Below are 15,952 nucleotides of genomic sequence, written 5' to 3' on the forward strand. Positions count from 1 at the left end.
CCGCCCGCCATGTCCCCGTACAGGGTGCAATAACCGACGGCCATCTCGCTCTTGTTACCGGTCGTCAATACAATGCTGCCATGCTTGTTCGACAGGGCCATCAGCAAAGTGCCGCGGATGCGCGCCTGGATGTTCTCTTCCGTCGCGTCTTCCGCCAGTCCGGCGAATTCGTCAGCCAGGGTGGCGCGGAAGGCGTCGAAAGTTTGCTTGATCGGGATTTCATCGTAGCGCACATCGAGGCGTTTTACCATGTCGCGCGAATCGATCCACGAGATATCGGCCGTAAATTGCGACGGCATCATCACGGCACGCACCTTGTCGGCGCCCAGCGCATCGACGGCAATGGCCAGCGTCAGGGCGGAATCGACGCCGCCCGACATGCCGATCAGCACGCCAGGGAAACCGTTCTTGCCTATGTAGTCGCGCACGCCCAGCACCAGCGCCTGGTACACCTGCGCTTCCGTCGTCAACGGCGCGGCCAGCGCCTGCGGCACGGGCGTCGCACCGTCGAACTCGACCAGCTGCAAGTCTTCCTCGAAATGGCGCAGCTGGGCGCAAATCGTGCCGGCCGCATCCATGACAAACGAGTCGCCATCGAAAATCAGCTCATCCTGGCCACCGACGAGGTTAGCGTAGACCAGGGCCAGGCCTTGCGCACTGACATGCTTGCGCATGGTTTCATAACGCAAATGCTGCTTGTTCATGTGATACGGCGAGCCGTTCGGCACCAGCAATACCTGCGCACCGGCCGCGCGGGCGCGCATGGGCGCGTGCTCGAACCACGTGTCTTCGCAGATATTGATGCCGAAACGCACTCCCTTCACGCCAAACACGAAGGCCTGGTCCGACGACATGAAATAACGCTTTTCATCGAACACGGTCGTGTTCGGCAAGTCGTGCTTGCGGTAGGTACCCAGCACTTCGCCGTTCAGCAGCACGGAGGCGGCATTGTGGCGCACGCCCTTCTCGTCTTGCAGGGGCAAGCCCACCACCACGTGCAAATCCTTGAACTGGGCCAGGTCGGCAGCCAGTCCGGCAAACGCTTCCTGCGTTTTTGCGTAGAATGCATTGCGCAGCAATAAGTCTTCGGGCGGATAGCCGACCAGCGACAGTTCCGGCGTGAGCACGATATCGGCGCCCGCTTCAAAGGCGCGACGGGAAAGGTCGAAGATCTTGGCACGGTTACCGGCCAGATCGCCGACCGTACTATTCATTTGAGCAATTGCGACTTTGACTGTCATGATGATGATGGATATTTCGTTCTATTAAACAAGACAGGGGCGCGCAAGCCGACGGTGGCGCCCCGAGAGTGATGAATGCACACTACAACAATGAATTATCGCACGGCTATCGTCACTACCCTGGCTGAAATTGGCGAAACGGCCTGGTCTGAACTGCTGGCCAGCCAGGCGGACACCAATCCCTTCCTCTCCTATGCCTTCCTGCACGCGCTGCATGAGTCCGGCTGCGCCAGTGCAGAGACGGGCTGGCAGCCGAATTACCTGGTGCTGTGGCAAGGCGAGACCCTGGCCGCCGCCCTGCCCTTGTACCTGAAGATGCACTCGTATGGCGAATACGTGTTCGACTGGGCCTGGGCCGACGCCTATCAGCAGCATGGCCTCGAATATTACCCGAAACTGTTGTCCGCGATACCGTTTACGCCCGTCAGCGGCACGCGCTTGCTGGCCCGCGATGGCGAGGCGCGCGCCGCCCTGCTGGCCTTCCTGCAAGCGCAGCAGCAAGCCAGCGAGGTCTCTTCCTGCCACATCCTGTTCCCGCCGGAAAGCGAGGCGCGCCAACTGGCGCAAGCCGGCTACCTGATGCGTAGTGGCGTGCAGTTTCACTGGCTCAATCCCGGCTACACGCATTTCGAGCAATTCCTCGCCACCCTGGAACACAAGAAGCGCAAGAATATCCGCGCCGAGCGGCGCAAGGTGCAGGAAGCGGGCGTGACGCTGCGCCAGGTGCGGGGCAGCAACGCCACGCAGGCCGACTGGAAACTGTTCCACCGCTGCTACAGCAATACCTATGCAGAACACCGTTCGTCACCCTATTTGTCGCTGGAGTTCTTCCTGCGCATCGGCGCCAGCATGCCGCAGAACATTTTATTGGTGATCGCCGAGCGCGAAGGCCGGGCCATTGCCGCCTCGCTGCTGATCCACACGGCCGACACCCTGTACGGCCGCTACTGGGGCGCGCTTGAGCACGTTCCCTGCCTGCATTTCGAGACGGCGTATTACCAGCCGCTGGAGTTTTGCATCGCCAACGGCATCACCACCTTCGAGGGCGGCGCACAGGGCGAGCACAAGATGGCGCGGGGCTTCCTGCCGCAAAAGACCTGGTCCGCCCACTGGCTGGCGCACCCGGCCTTTGCCGACGCCGTGCAGCGCTTCCTCGAACGCGAACGGGGCGGCATCGATGCCTACCTCGATGAATTGAACGAACACAGTCCGTTTCGCGCATAAAAAAACGCTCCCGGCCATGGCTGGCGGGGAGCGTTTTTCAAGTGGGTGTTCTTATGCTTTGGCGGCATCTGCCTTGAACGCGGCGACGCCGTTCAAGATTTCTTCCTTGGCCACTTCAGGACCATACCAGCCGTCGATCTTGACCCATTTGCCTTTTTCCAGATCTTTGTAGTGCTCAAAGAAATGCTGGATCTGGCGCAAGCGCAGTTCGTTCAAGTCTTCCGGCTTTTGCCAGTGGCTGTAGATCGACAGGACCTTGTCGACTGGCACGGCCAGCACTTTCGCGTCTTCGCCCGACTCGTCGGTCATTTTCAGCACGCCGATAGGACGGCAGCGCACGACCACGCCCGGGATCAGCGGGAACGGGGTGATGACCAGCACGTCAACCGGGTCGCCGTCCGGCGACAGGGTGTTCGGCACGTAGCCGTAGTTGCACGGGTAATGCATGGCGGTACCCATGAAGCGATCGACGAAGATCGCGCCGCTTTCCTTGTCGACTTCGTACTTGATCGGATCGGCATTCATCGGGATTTCGATGACGACGTTGAAATCGTTCGGCAGGTCGCGGCCGGAAGAGACGTTATTCAAACTCATGGGGTTCCTCATTAGCGGATGGTGTTTTAACCGCGCAATTATAGCGAAGTACAGGCAGCTTGTGCGATGCAGCAGCGGCGCGCCGGCGTTTTGCACGCCATGCGAACAACAGTGGCATGCAGGGCCCGTCGGCACGCGCAGCCTGCCACCGAGAAAATAAACAGACCATCGATAATAATAAGTACAAACACCTAAGTAATACTACCGGCACTCTTATTTAATACCTCTACATTATCTGGCTATTTCCATTTCAATATCACCATTCCATAAACTTGGTTATACTGATCGGAATTGCATTTTTTGCAGTCAATTATAACAACAGCTTGATTGTCTTTCACTGCGCGATACATCGGCATCGTTGCGCGAGCGTTTCAACATGCCCTGCTTGCCACCTCTCCAGCCCGACAAACTCCTCATCCAGCATAAACTGTGCCATTATTTGCAGAATTTATTTGATTCAAATGGCGACCCTGCCAAAAAATGGCACAAGCAGAAGACATTCATCAATTCTGATAAACTGTAACATTCTTGTGATTCCAAACTTTGTATATTCTGCAATCGACGCCTTCCCTGAATTCAATATGGCGCATCACGCGCCACCGATAAATCCTTGCAAAAAGGAATATGATGATTCCCTCCTTCCGGCCCGGGCCTTTATTAAAGGTCACCGGCGTTATTTTCATTCTGTTTGGCCTCGCCCTGCTGGGCGGCGGCATCTGGCTGGCCACGCTCGGCGGCTCCTGGTACTACTTGCTGGCCGGCATAGGCATGCTCGTCGCCGGTGCCCTGGTGTTCCAGGGCAGGCGCAGCGCGCAGCCTTGCGTGGCACTGCTGCTGATCGCCACCCTCATCTGGTCCGTCATTGAAGTGAAATTCGACTGGTGGCAGTTGCTGCCGCGCCTAGATATCTGGTTTGCAGCCGCCGTCTGGCTGCTGCTGCCCTTCGTCAGCCGCCGCCTGGCCCCGCCTGCCGCAGCGAAACAGCCGCAAGTGGGAAGGACGGCCTTGAGCGCCGCCGTGGCCCTGACCGTCATCGCCGGCGTCATCGCCCTGTTCCAGGACTATCATGACCTGCATGGCGACGTGCCAGCCGAAAACATGGCCGCCACCGCTACCGGCGACCTGGCGCCCGGCGTCGAACCCAACGACTGGTCCGCGTATGGCCGCTCCGGCTATGGCGACCGCTATGCCCCGGCTGCGCAAATCACCCCGGCCAACATTTCCGGCCTGAAAGAAGCCTGGACTTACCATACGGGCGACTTCAAGGGCCCGAACGACCCGGGCGAGATTGCCAACGAAGTCACGCCGCTGAAGGTCAATGACATGCTCTACCTGTGCACGCCGCACAATATCGTCATCGCCCTGAACCCGGACACGGGCAAGGAAATCTGGCGCCACGATCCGAAGATCAACCGCGATGCGGCCAGCTACCAGCACATGATCTGCCGTGGCGTGGCCTACTGGGACGTCAACGCGGGCCGCGCCAAGAATAATCCCGCCCCCGAAGCGGCCAGCATGGAATGCCCGCGCCGCATCCTGGCGCCGACCATGGATGGCACCATGATCGCCGTCAATGCCGATACGGGCGAGTCGTGCAAAACCTTTGGCGACAACGGCGTCGTCAACCTGTATAAAAACATGGCCATGATCAAGCGCGGTTTCCTGATGCCGACTTCGCCGCCAGCCGTGGCGCAAAACGTGGCCGTGATCGCCGCCAGCGTGACGGACAACCATTCGACGGAAGAACCGTCGGGCGTGATCCGCGGCTACGATCCCGTCACGGGCAAGCTGATGTGGAACTGGGACCCGGCCACGCCGGAAGATACCAAGCCCTTCCCTGAAGGCAAGCACTACACCAACAACTCGCCCAATTCGTGGGGCGTGGCCAGCATCGATGAAAAGCTGGGCATGGTCTACATTCCGATGGGCAATGAAACCCCCGATACCTGGGGCGGCAAGCGCAACAAGAATGGCGAGAAATTCAACAGCGCCATCGTCGCGCTGGACCTGGCCAGCGGCAAAGTGCGCTGGGTGTACCAGACCGTGCACCACGATATCTGGGACATGGATATCGGCGGCCAACCTTCGCTGGTCGACATCGACACGCCGAAAGGCAAGGTCCCTTCCGTGGTGGCGACGACAAAACGGGGCGATATCTATGTGATCGACCGCCGCGATGGCAGCCTGGTCGTGCCGGCGCCGGAAAAACCCGTACCGACGAGCAATCCTGCCGCTGGCGACACCTTGTCGCCCACGCAGCCCTTCTCGGCCCTGACGTTCTTGCCAGAACGCAATATCAGCGAAGCGGACATGTGGGGCACGACGCCGTTCGACCAACTCGCTTGCCGCATCATCTTCAAGGAACGCCGCTATGAAGGCCCGTTCACGCCGCAAACGGCTGGCAACGGTGCCGTCATCTCGCCGGGCCCGCTGGGCATCTTCGAATGGGGTGGCGCGGCCATCGACCCCGTGCGCCAGTTGTTGATTGTCAATCCCGACTACATGGGTTTCCTGGAAAAACTCGTGCCGCGCGCCGAAACGACGGCCAAGGGCGGTACGGGCGGAGAAATGGGCTTGCAACCGCAGACGGGCGTACCGTTCGCCGTGGAAATCAAGGCCTTTTTGTCACCGCTGGGCTTCCCATGCCAGGCACCGCCGTGGGGCTATGTAGCCGCCGTCGACCTGCGCACCATGAAAAAAGTGTGGATGCACAAGAACGGCACCACGCGCGACAGCGGTCCCGTGCCGATTCCCCTGCCACTGGGCGTGCCCAGCCTGGGCGGCATGGTCACCACGGGTGGCGGCGTGACCTTCCTCAGCAGCACGCTCGACTATTACATCCGCGGCTACGATGTCAGCAACGGCAAGGTCATCTGGAAAGCCCGCCTGCCAGCCGGCGGCCAGGCTACGCCGATGAGCTATGTGTCGAACAAGTCGGGACGCCAGTTCGTCGTCGTCATGGCCGGCGGCCACGGTTCGCTGGGCACCAAGATGAGCGACACACTGGTCGCGTATGCCTTGCCGGAAGGCACTGCGGTACCGAAGAAGTAAAGGTCGAAGAAGTAAATTAGCAAGATAGCAGCGCAAAAAAAGCCGTTCAGTCTGCACTGAACGGCTTTTTTACGTCTGCGAGTCGCTTACAGGATGGTGGCCAAGGCACATTGCCGGTAATGCGCGGCGGCCTGTTCAGTTTGCTGCAAGGCATCGTGCATCTGCGCCAGCTTCAGGTGGGCGTCGCGCACCATTTGCGGCTCGCTCGCGTCGGACAAAGCTTGCTCCAGGTGGCGCTGGGCCTTGCCCCACAGTTTTTGCTTGAGGCACAAGGTGCCCAGGGTCAACGCCAGTTCCGCATCCAGCGGACGCTGTTTCATCCATTGCTCGCAATGTTCGATCTGCAGCAGCAGCGCCGGCGTGCCGCTCGGGGCCGCCGCTTCGCGGTAGGCGCGCACGACGCGCTCGTCCCAGTCGGCGGCCAGCGACTCTTCGCACACGAGGCGCGCTTCATCATGCAAGCTGCGCGCATTCAGGGCCGTGGCGGCGCGGCAGGCGATATACGGCTTGACCCGGTCCGCGCTCGGCACGGTGGACCACACGCGCATCAAGGATTCGGCGTCATGCGAGGGGTCAGACAGCAAATGGTCGTAGGCCAGTTCGCGCAGGCGCGACGACAGGGCCGGATGCAGGGCGCGGTGCTTGTCGAGCGAACGCACGAGGCGCAGCACTTCAGGCCAGTTCTTCGCCTGCTGCTCGGCCTTGAGCGACCATTGCAGCGCGTGGATATGGCGCGTGCCGCTGGCGTTCAGTTCGCGCACGGCGGCCAGGGCCGCTTCCGGCTGGTGGTCGTCGACCAGCAATTCCGTCACCGTCATCAGGCGCGCCGTCTTCAGGCTGGCATCGCCTTCGACGCGGGCCAGCCAGCTGTCGCGGCGCTCGGACTGGCGCATGCGGTGCGCGGCGCGCGCGCCGATCAGCGCGGCCAGGCCGGCGTTTTCGTCCAGCTCGGCGGCGCGCAAGGCGGCCTTCTCGGCATGGCCGAAACGGCCTTCAAACAGGGCTTTCAAGGCTTCGCGCAAACCCTTGTTGCCATCGCGCTCACGCTTGCGCTGGCGGTAGGCTGCCACTTGCGCCGGCATGCGCACGGTGGCGCGCACGGCGCGCACCAGCAGGTACAGCAGCACGAACAGCAACACCTGCAGCAGCAGGAAGAAGTTCAGCGACAAATCGATGCGGTAAGGCGGATAGAACAGCACCACGTTGCCGGGATTGAAACGGGCCGTCACGGCGATACCGATCGCCGCAGCCATCAGGGCGAGTAACCAGAGAAATAGACGCATGGGCTCAGGACTTCGCTTTGTAGTTGCGCACAGCCGTCAGGCTGTCGGACAAGGTTGGCATTTCGATGGCCAGGTTGCTGCCCTGCACCTGGCGCAGCAGGGCTTGCGCCGTCTGCGTGCTCTTGGCGCGGGTATCGAAATACTTGGCCAGCGCATCCTGGGCAGCAATCAAGTCGTTACGGAACGCCGTTTCATTGCGCGACAACAAGGCCATGCGGGCATTGAGCAGGCGCAGCTTGACGTTTTCACGCAAGAAATACGCTTGCGTCGGCGACAGCATCAGCGCTTCCGGCGTATCGACGCGGCGGATGCGTATCAATTGACGCACGTCAGCCCACATGTCGCCACTCCAGGTATCCCAGCCGGCGCGCACTTTTTGCAGCAGTGGCTCAGGCGCCGGCGGCCCCACCAGCTTGCCGCTGGCATCGCGCACCGGCTTGGCCCCGGCCTTGCCCGGTTTTTCCGGCGCGGCCGGCAAGGCCGGCGTTTCGTCGGACAGCATCGGCAGGGAGTCCATCTGGGCGATCACGGCATCGAGGCGCAGGGCCACGCCCGTCGAATCGACGCTCGGCAGGGCCTTGAGTTTTTCCATGTCGCGCCCGATGGCGCGGCGGATGGTGATGAATTGCGGCTTGTCCGAGCGCGACAGGCTGCGGTCGGCGTTTTGCAGGGCGATCAGCGCACCTGGCACGTTGCCGGCCAGTTGCAGCTGCTGGCTGGCCGTCGACAGCACTTGCTCGATTTCCGTCAGCGCCCATTCGTCGCGGTTCTTCGACAAGTCGTTGTACAGTTGTTCCAGGGCCAGCTGCTGGCTTTGTGTTTCGCTCTGGCGGTTTTCCAGCGCGCCCACCTTGATTTGCAGCTCTTTCGTGCCTTCCTGCACGTTGCGCGCCAGCACGCCCGTTTCGGCATTACTGACATCGCCCTTTTGCAGGCGCTTGGCGACTTCTTCGCGCAGGTTGCGGATCTGCTTGCTGGTCGACCAGCTTTGCGCAGCCAGCAGCACGGCCAGCACGATGACGGCGATGCTCATGGGCTTTTGCAGCTGTTCGAGCAAGCTCGGCGCGCGGCCAGCGGGTTGGTCGGCCGCCTGCGGCGCCGTCTTCACGGCGCCGCCAGGCGTTGCATTCGGTTCGGAGAGTGTAGGCATTTCGTTCATGGTCGTGATTGTAACGCGGCGAGCACTCCTGCGTCGCCTGATCCTGTCAAGGTGACACGGGCAAAACCCAGGGCCGCCGCCGTTTGTGCAATACGGGCGTGCGGGACGATCAGATGCTGCTGTTGCATTTTTGCAACAACTATCTTTTGATCATCCAATTCCTCGAGCAGCGCCAGCAAACCGCGCAGCGCTTCCGAGCTGGTGATGATCCAGTCATTATTATGCTGCAACAGCTTTTCCAGGGTCGCCCGCAAGGCCGGCGTCAGTTCTGGCACCTTGCGCCGGTAGGCCGTGACGAACTCGACTTCGGCGCCGGCGGCGCGCAAGCCGTCGGCCAGGTGATCGCGTCCGCCATCGCCGCGCACGATCAGCACGCGCTTGCCGCGCAGGGCCGGCAAGTCCAGCGCCAGCAACAAATGCTCGGAATCGCTGCGCGCCATGTCAAACGGACTGGTGATGCTGGCGTTCGCCTCCGTGACGCCGTGCGCCCCCAATGCCAGGCGGCTGCCTTCGCCCACCACGGCCAGTGGCACGCCCGACGGCCAGGCGGGCAAGTGCGCAAAGACGCAATCGATGGCGTTCGGCGAGACGAACGCTACCAGGTCATATTCGCGCAGGCGCGCCAGCACGGCCTGCAACTGCGCGCACTCCTCTTCGCCGTCCAGCGCGTGGATTTCCAGCAGCGGCAATCGTGTCACGGGCAAGCCCAGCGCCGCGATCCTGGCGGCTAGCGGCCCCGCCTGCGCCGCAGGCCGCGTGATCACCACGCTGTCAGGCATGTGGCGCCAGGCCTTCATGCTGGTCTGGCGTGACGGCACACGAGGCGAGGATGCCGGCGGCGTCCTGACCGCGCAGCAATTCGGCCACTTGCTCGCCCAGCTGTTCCGGCGCGCTGGCCGGGCCGCTCACATCGGCGCTGGCCATGCGCGCGCCGTCCGGCGTGGCGACCATGGCGCGCAAACGCATCTGTTCGCCCTCGACTGTGGCAAAGGCGGCCAGCGGTATCTGGCAACTGCCGCCGAAGATCTTCGATACCTTGCGCTCGGCCGTGACGGCTTGCGCCGTGGCCGTGTGGTTCAGCGGCGCCAGCAGGCGCACCAGGTCGGCGCCGTCCACGCGCCCGCTGCGGATTTCGATCGCCATGGCGCCCTGGCCGGCGGCCGGCAGGCTGTCTTCCGGCGCCAGCACGGCGCGGATGCGCGACGCCAGGCCCAGGCGCTTCAGGCCGGCGGCGGCCAGGATGATGGCGGCGTAGTCGCCACGGTCGAGCTTACCCAAACGCGTATCGAGGTTGCCGCGCAGGGGCAGTATCGTCAGGTGCGGATAGCGCGCGGCGATCAGCGACTGGCGGCGCAGGCTGCTGGTGCCGACGACGGCGCCATGCGGCAACTCGGCCAGGCTGGCGTAATCGTTCGACACAAACGCGTCTCGCGGGTCTTCGCGTTCGAGGATGGCGGCCAAGGCAAAGCCCTCCGGCAACTCCATCGGCACGTCTTTCAGCGAATGCACGGCCAGGTCGGCGCGGCCTTCTTCCATCGCCACTTCCAGTTCCTTGACGAACAGGCCCTTGCCGCCTACCTTGGACAGGGCGCGGTCCAGAATCTGGTCACCGCGTGTGGTCATGCCGAGAATTTCAACGCTACACTGTGGATACAGGGCGGCAAGGCGCGCACGCACGTGTTCAGCCTGCCACATGGCAAGACGGCTCTCGCGCGTGGCGATCACCAGGCGGGCGGGAATCGTCGGCGTCAATTCATTCGGGGTCAATTCGGATGCTTTCAAAACAAGGTTCTTTCGCTGTCGTTGTCGTTTATCGTTGCCATTTCGCCCGGCGCGATACCGATATGTATCGAAATCGCGCCTGGCGTCGCTATAATCGTTATCCCTTTGCCTATACGGCCAAGTCAGGCTAGCGTCCATGTTCAAGACCACAAATTTTATCATGCGCCCCTCCCCCTCTGCGGCCAAACGCCCGGTGCGATCCCCATTCCCTTGCTTTTACACTTACTTTGGTTCTTTATTATGCTCAATGACGCAGTAGCACCAGAAATAGTCCCGGTGGCCGGCTCCGACAAGGACGCGCCGCTGAAAGAAGATATCCGCCTGTTGGGCCGCCTGCTGGGCGACGTGCTGCGCGAACAGGAAGGCGACGCCGTCTTCCATGTGGTGGAAACCATACGCCAGACGTCCGTGCGCTTCCGCCGCGAAGCGGACGCGGGCGCAGCCCTGGAACTCGACGCCATGCTGAAAGAACTGAGCCGCGAACAGACGATTTCCGTGGTGCGGGCCTTTTCCTACTTTTCGCACCTCGCCAACATTGCGGAAGATCAACACCACATCCGCCGCCGCCGCGCCCACCTGCTGGCCGGCTCGCCCGCGCAAAAGGGCAGCGTCAGCTACGCACTGAAAAAACTGCGCGCCGCCGGCGTGCCGCGCAAGACCGTCGACACCTTCTTCCAGGACGCCCTGATCGCCCCCGTGCTGACGGCCCACCCGACGGAAGTGCAGCGCAAGAGCATCCTCGACGCCGAGCACGACATCGCCCGCCTGCTGGCCGAGCGCGACCTGCCGCAGACGCCAAAAGAGCGGCAAGCCAATATGCAGCTGCTGCGCTCGCGCGTGGCCACCCTGTGGCAGACGCGCATGCTGCGCTACTCGAAGCTGACGGTGGCCGACGAGATCGAAAACGCCCTGTCCTACTACCGCATCACCTTCCTGCGCGAACTGCCGGGCCTGTATGACGATATCGAGGACGATATCGCCGCCGAATACCCGAACGGCGACGGCACCATCGAAGCCATCAACGCCGCCTTTGTACAGATGGGCAGCTGGATCGGCGGCGACCGCGACGGCAACCCCAACGTGAATGCGGGCACCATGCAGCACGCGCTGGCGCGCCACGCCACCACCATCCTCGACTTTTACCTCGACGAAGTGCATGCGCTGGGTGCGGAATTATCCGTCTCGACCCTGATGGTGGGCGTGAGTGTCGAATTGCAGGCACTGGCAGACCAGTCGCCGGACGCTTCGCCGCACCGCAGCGACGAACCCTACCGCCGTGCCCTGATCGGCATCTACGCGCGCCTGGCTGCCACCGCCCGCGCCCTGGGCGCCACCAACATCCTGCGCAAGGAAGTCGGTCCGGCCGCCGCCTATGCCGACGCGACCGCGTTTGTCGCCGACTTGCGCACCATCGTCGCCTCGCTCGAATCGCACCACGGCGCGGCTCTGGTGCGCCCGCGCCTGGCCTCCCTGACGCGCGCGGCCGACATCTTCGGCTTTCATCTGGCCTCGCTCGACATGCGCCAGACTTCGGACGTGCACGAAAGAGTGCTGGCCGACCTGTTCGCGCAAAGCGGCGTAGCGGCCGACTATGCCTCCCTGTCCGAGGAAGACAAGCAGGCGCTGCTGCTCAATGAACTGGCCCAGCCGCGCCTCTTGTACTCGCCCTATATCCGCTACACCGCCGAGACCGATTCCGAACTGGCGATTTTGCGCGCCGCGCGCGACATTCGCCAGCGCTACGGCGCGCGGGCTATCCGCAACTACATCATTTCGCACACGGAAACCGTGTCCGACTTGCTGGAAGTGTTGCTGCTGCAAAAGGAAACGGGCTTGCTGCGCACCGACTGGCTAGCGGGCGACAGCAGCTGCGAACTGATGGTCATTCCCCTGTTCGAGACGATACCCGACCTGCAGCGCGCAGCCGGCATCATGAGCCAGGTGATGGCCTTGCCCTTGGTCAAGCAATTGATCGCCAAGCAAGGACAGTTGCAAGAGGTCATGCTTGGCTATTCCGATTCGAACAAGGATGGCGGCTTCCTTACCTCGAACTGGGAATTGTACAAGGCGGAACTGGCGCTGGTCGCCGACTTCCAGAAGGCCGGCGTCAAGCTGCGCCTGTTCCACGGCCGTGGCGGCACGGTAGGCCGTGGCGGCGGACCCAGCTACGAAGGCATCCTGGCCCAGCCGCCTGGCACCGTCAACGGCCAGATCCGCCTGACGGAACAGGGCGAGATCATCGCCTCGAAGTTTTCCAACGCGGAAATCGGCCGGCGCAACCTGGAATTGCTGGTAGCGGCCACCCTGGAAGCGAGCCTGGCACCGCAGGCCGCCAGTCCCGCGCACGCTAGCCGGCTGGCGCGCTTCGAAACCGTGATGGCGGAACTGTCGGACCTCGCCTACCACGCCTACCGCCACCTCGTGTATGAAACACCGGGCTTCACCGAGTATTTCTTCTCGGCCACACCGATTGCGGAAATCGCCGAACTGAACCTCGGTTCGCGCCCCGCCTCGCGCAAGGCCAACCAGCGCATCGAAGACTTGCGCGCCATTCCCTGGGGCTTTTCCTGGGGCCAGTGCCGCTTGCTGCTGCCTGGCTGGTTCGGTTTCGGCAGCGCCATCACGGCCTGGATCAAGCAGGCCGAAGGCGCGGCGCAAGATGAAAGGATCGCCACCCTGCGTGCCATGCACAGCGAGTGGCCATTCTTTGCCACCTTGCTGTCGAACATGGACATGGTGCTGGCCAAGACGGACCTGGCAATTGCCTCGCGCTATGCGGAACTGGTGACGGAGCAGGACTTGCGCGAACGCATCTACAAGCGCATCACGGACGAACATGAGAACACCGTGCGCTGCCTGGAGCTGATCACCGGCAATACGCAGCGCCTGACAGGCAATCCGCTGCTGGCCCGCTCGATCCAGAACCGCTTCGCGTATCTCGATCCGCTGAACCACTTGCAGGTGGAATTAATCAAGCGCAACCGCGCCCTGTCGGCGGAAAGCAAGATCGACGAGCGCGTGCACCGCGGCATCCATCTGTCGATCAACGGCGTGGCGGCGGGCTTGCGCAACACGGGCTGACAAGGCCAGGCTAATCTTGGCAGGCAGGGGCCGGCACCGCAAGGGCCGGCCCTTTTGCTTGCTCAATGGCAAAATATTCTCAATAAAGCAACAATTGGTATTACACTATCGGCTGACACCTTCCCCACTCCGGCCCCATGCGCACCGCAGCGGCCAACCATGACGCCAGGGACGCCGATGAGCAAATGGTCGATTGAAACGCTGGGTACGGCATGCGCCGCCCTCATCCTGATCCTGCTGGGCTGGCTGGCCGGCGCAGCCTGGCCGGAACGCGACTTTTGGGAACATGTCTGGCTGGCCCTGCTGCTGGCCGCCGCCGCCGTTGCTATCGTCTGGCTGACGCGCAGGCTGCGCGCCTACCTCGCCAGCACGCGTTCGCAGCTCGACGCCAGCGCCATGCGCTACCGCGACCTGAGCGAAACGGCGCAGGACGGCATGTGGCAAACGGATGCGCAGGGCACGATATTGCATATCAACCAGCGCCTGTGCGACATGCTGGGCCTGCCGGCTGAAAAGCTGCTGGGACACAAGATGAGCGAATTCCACGATGAAGCAAGCTTGCTACGCCTGTGCCCGCTACTCCAGACGGAGAAGGATAGCTGCATGGGAGAGCTGCAATACCGGCATGGCGACGGTACAGAGCGCTGGGCGATGCTCAGCGGACGCCGCCTGTACGACCGGCACGGCACCTTGACGGGTGCACTGGTCATGGCCAGCGACATCACGCAACACAAGCGGGCCGAACACGCTTTGAGCATCGCCCATGCCGAGCTGGAAAACCGCGTGGCCCTGCGCACGGCCCAGTTGCTCGATGTCAATGTCCAGCTATCGGCGGAAATCGCCATGCGCGCGCAAACGGAAGCGGCCCTGGCGCGCAGCGAAGAGCGGTTGCAGGACATCATTTCCATGATGCCCCTGTCGCTGCACCTGAAAGATGCCGATTCGCGCGTCGTGCTGATGAACCAGGCCTGCGAACAGCAATGGGGCGTGCGCCAGCAAGACATCGCCGAGGAACAGAACGCGGGTTTCCACGCGACGGACCAGCAAGCGTTTGCCAGCCGGAAGGTGGTGATACGCGAAGAACTGGTATGGAACGCGCAGTTGCAGGAAAATCGCTTGTTGCAGACCCACAAGAAACCCGTGTTTGACGCCGACGGCCGGCCGCAGATGATCATCGCCATGGCCGTCGACATCACCGACAGCAAGCGCAACGAGGAAAACCTGCAGCGCACTCTGGCCCAGTTGCGCGAACTGAGCGACCATCAGCAAACCATCAAGGAAGAGGAAAGGCGACGCATCGCGCTCGACATTCATGACGATCTGGGCCAGAACCTGATGGTGCTGCGCATCGATGTGTCGCTGCTCCACGCGCGCACGGCCGCCTCCCACCCGCGCCTGCACCGCCACGCGCAGCGCGTGCTCGACACCATCGACGCCACCATCGGCTCGGTGCGCAGCATCATCAATGACTTGCACCCGAGCACGCTGGAGCTGGGGCTGGGCCCGGCAGCCGAATGGCTGATCCGCCAGATGGAGAGCTGCGGGACCATCCGCTACCGCCTCACTTTCGACAGTGAGGCGCCCGACCTGGGCCTGGACCAGCGCCAGACGTCGGCCATCTTCCGCGTGTTGCAGGAATCGCTGTCGAACATCGTGCGCCACGCCCAGGCCAGCGCAGTGGACGTGACGCTGGCGCAAGACGCGGACGCCGTCGTGCTGCGCATCAGCGACAACGGTATCGGCATGCAGCCGGACGACCACGGCAAGAAGGCCGCCTTCGGCCTGAAAAGCATACGCGAACGCGTCCACGCACTGGGCGGCGAACTACGCATCCAAAGCCAGGCTGGCCGGGGCACGGCGCTGGCCATCCACTTGCCGCGGCAGGCTGCCGCCCAAGCAGAGCATGGTGAAATGCAAAAATTACCAAAAACAGTAGCAAATTAAGTATGTATTTTTGATAAATGAAAGTATAGTAGGTTTTTTCTTTGAGGAAACTATCATGCCGCCACGCTCCTCCCGCCTCCCTGCCTTACTGCTCGGCCTGCTCCTGCTGGCTGCCGTCCCCACAGCCAGCGCCACCATCTATGCCGAACGCGGCTTTGGTGAAAAAGATGGCAATGGCAGCATCGCGTCCGACCTGAACCCGGCTGGCCTGGTAGCCGGCATCATCATGGAGGAAGAAGGACGACGCCGCGCCGTGACGTTTCAGCATGGCCGCATCCGCGAGCTGGGTACCCTGGGCGGCAATGAAGGCTACACCAAGGCCATCAATATGCATGGCGTGGTGGTAGGCTCGGCGCAGACCGCCACTGGCGCCTGGCATGCCTTCCGCTTTGAAGACGCGGGCGGCATGCGCGACCTGGGCACGCTGGGCGGCACCAGCAGCTATGCCACAGCCATCACGCGCGACGGCCTGGTGGCCGGCTATGCCGATACCAGCGGCGGCGACTTCCACGCCTTTGTCACGAAAGCCGACCACAGCCTGCAAGACCTGGGCACCCTGGGCGGCGCCAGCAGCTATGCCAGCGGCCTGAACA

General features: G+C 62.6%; 10 protein-coding genes and 1 pseudogene. 5 read left to right on the forward strand and 6 right to left on the reverse strand.

The features are described from left to right. Positions 1–1,241: NAD+ synthase (locus K0F85_RS12150; RefSeq protein ID WP_257572716.1), on the reverse strand; the 1,241-nt coding region annotated here is incomplete at its 3' end. 90 nt (positions 1,242–1,331) lie between these two features. Between K0F85_RS12150 and K0F85_RS12155 the strand changes: the two genes are divergently transcribed. Further along, positions 1,332–2,465: a GNAT family N-acetyltransferase gene (locus K0F85_RS12155; RefSeq protein ID WP_219116396.1), complete on the forward strand. Its 1,134-nt coding sequence runs from the start codon at positions 1,332–1,334 to the stop codon at positions 2,463–2,465. 51 nt (positions 2,466–2,516) lie between these two features. Here the strand turns inward: K0F85_RS12155 and ppa are convergent, their stop codons facing one another. Next, positions 2,517–3,059, reverse strand: a complete 543-nt coding sequence (gene ppa, locus K0F85_RS12160; protein WP_034758697.1) for an inorganic diphosphatase — start codon at positions 3,057–3,059, stop codon at positions 2,517–2,519. Between the two features lie 624 nt (positions 3,060–3,683). On the opposite strand from ppa, the gene K0F85_RS12165 reads away from it, so the two are divergent. Then, entirely contained in the window at positions 3,684–6,110 is a 2,427-nt protein-coding gene (locus K0F85_RS12165; protein WP_257572717.1) for a membrane-bound PQQ-dependent dehydrogenase, glucose/quinate/shikimate family, read from the forward strand. A gap of 86 nt (positions 6,111–6,196) precedes the next feature. Here K0F85_RS12165 and K0F85_RS12170 read toward each other — a convergent pair whose 3' ends face one another. The 4 genes from K0F85_RS12170 to hemC are packed head-to-tail and all read right to left on the reverse strand — an operon-like array spanning position 6,197 to position 10,334. After that, positions 6,197–7,393 (reverse strand): heme biosynthesis protein HemY, encoded by a 1,197-nt coding sequence (locus tag K0F85_RS12170; protein WP_219116270.1) that lies wholly within the window; start codon positions 7,391–7,393, stop codon positions 6,197–6,199. A 4-nt stretch (positions 7,394–7,397) separates the two neighbouring features. Beyond that, positions 7,398–8,552: a uroporphyrinogen-III C-methyltransferase gene (locus K0F85_RS12175; protein WP_219116271.1), complete on the reverse strand. Its 1,155-nt coding sequence runs from the start codon at positions 8,550–8,552 to the stop codon at positions 7,398–7,400. Then, positions 8,549–9,331 (reverse strand): uroporphyrinogen-III synthase, encoded by a 783-nt coding sequence (locus K0F85_RS12180; RefSeq protein WP_219116272.1) that lies wholly within the window; start codon positions 9,329–9,331, stop codon positions 8,549–8,551. Before K0F85_RS12180 ends, K0F85_RS12175 begins: the two co-directional genes overlap by 4 nt. Further along, a complete protein-coding gene (hemC, locus tag K0F85_RS12185; RefSeq protein WP_257572718.1) occupies positions 9,324–10,334 on the reverse strand; it encodes a hydroxymethylbilane synthase in 1,011 nt (336 codons plus the stop codon). The genes K0F85_RS12180 and hemC overlap by 8 nt, the downstream gene beginning before the upstream one ends. A gap of 240 nt (positions 10,335–10,574) precedes the next feature. Here hemC and ppc point away from each other — a divergent pair, with 240 nt between their 5' ends. The 3 genes and pseudogenes from ppc to K0F85_RS28740 form a co-directional block, all read left to right on the forward strand. Further along, positions 10,575–13,415, forward strand: a complete 2,841-nt coding sequence (gene ppc / locus K0F85_RS12190; protein WP_219116273.1) for a phosphoenolpyruvate carboxylase — start codon at positions 10,575–10,577, stop codon at positions 13,413–13,415. A gap of 177 nt (positions 13,416–13,592) precedes the next feature. Continuing rightward, the gene (locus K0F85_RS12195) at positions 13,593–15,359 is read left to right on the forward strand and encodes a PAS domain S-box protein (protein ID WP_219116274.1); all 1,767 of its coding nucleotides are present in this window, start codon (positions 13,593–13,595) and stop codon (positions 15,357–15,359) included. Positions 15,360–15,414: 55 nt separating this feature from the next. After that, positions 15,415–15,952 (forward strand): annotated as a pseudogene (locus tag K0F85_RS28740) (HAF repeat-containing protein); the annotation flags it as partial.

The organism is Janthinobacterium sp. UMAB-56, from assembly GCF_900095265.1.
In the GTDB taxonomy this organism is placed as follows: domain Bacteria; phylum Pseudomonadota; class Gammaproteobacteria; order Burkholderiales; family Burkholderiaceae_D; genus Janthinobacterium.

Excerpts from the sequence above, each read along its gene's own strand:
- ppa (WP_034758697.1), bottom strand. The coding sequence starts at position 3,059 with ATGAGTTTGAATAACGTCTCTTCCGGCCGCGACCTGCCGAACGATTTC.
- K0F85_RS12155 (WP_219116396.1), top strand. The coding sequence starts at position 1,332 with ATGAATTATCGCACGGCTATCGTCACTACCCTGGCTGAAATTGGCGAA.
- K0F85_RS12180 (WP_219116272.1), bottom strand. The coding sequence starts at position 9,331 with ATGCCTGACAGCGTGGTGATCACGCGGCCTGCGGCGCAGGCGGGGCCG.
- K0F85_RS12170 (WP_219116270.1), bottom strand. The coding sequence starts at position 7,393 with ATGCGTCTATTTCTCTGGTTACTCGCCCTGATGGCTGCGGCGATCGGT.
- K0F85_RS12175 (WP_219116271.1), bottom strand. The coding sequence starts at position 8,552 with ATGAACGAAATGCCTACACTCTCCGAACCGAATGCAACGCCTGGCGGC.
- K0F85_RS12195 (WP_219116274.1), top strand. The coding sequence starts at position 13,593 with ATGAGCAAATGGTCGATTGAAACGCTGGGTACGGCATGCGCCGCCCTC.
- K0F85_RS12165 (WP_257572717.1), top strand. The coding sequence starts at position 3,684 with ATGATGATTCCCTCCTTCCGGCCCGGGCCTTTATTAAAGGTCACCGGC.
- ppc (WP_219116273.1), top strand. The coding sequence starts at position 10,575 with ATGCTCAATGACGCAGTAGCACCAGAAATAGTCCCGGTGGCCGGCTCC.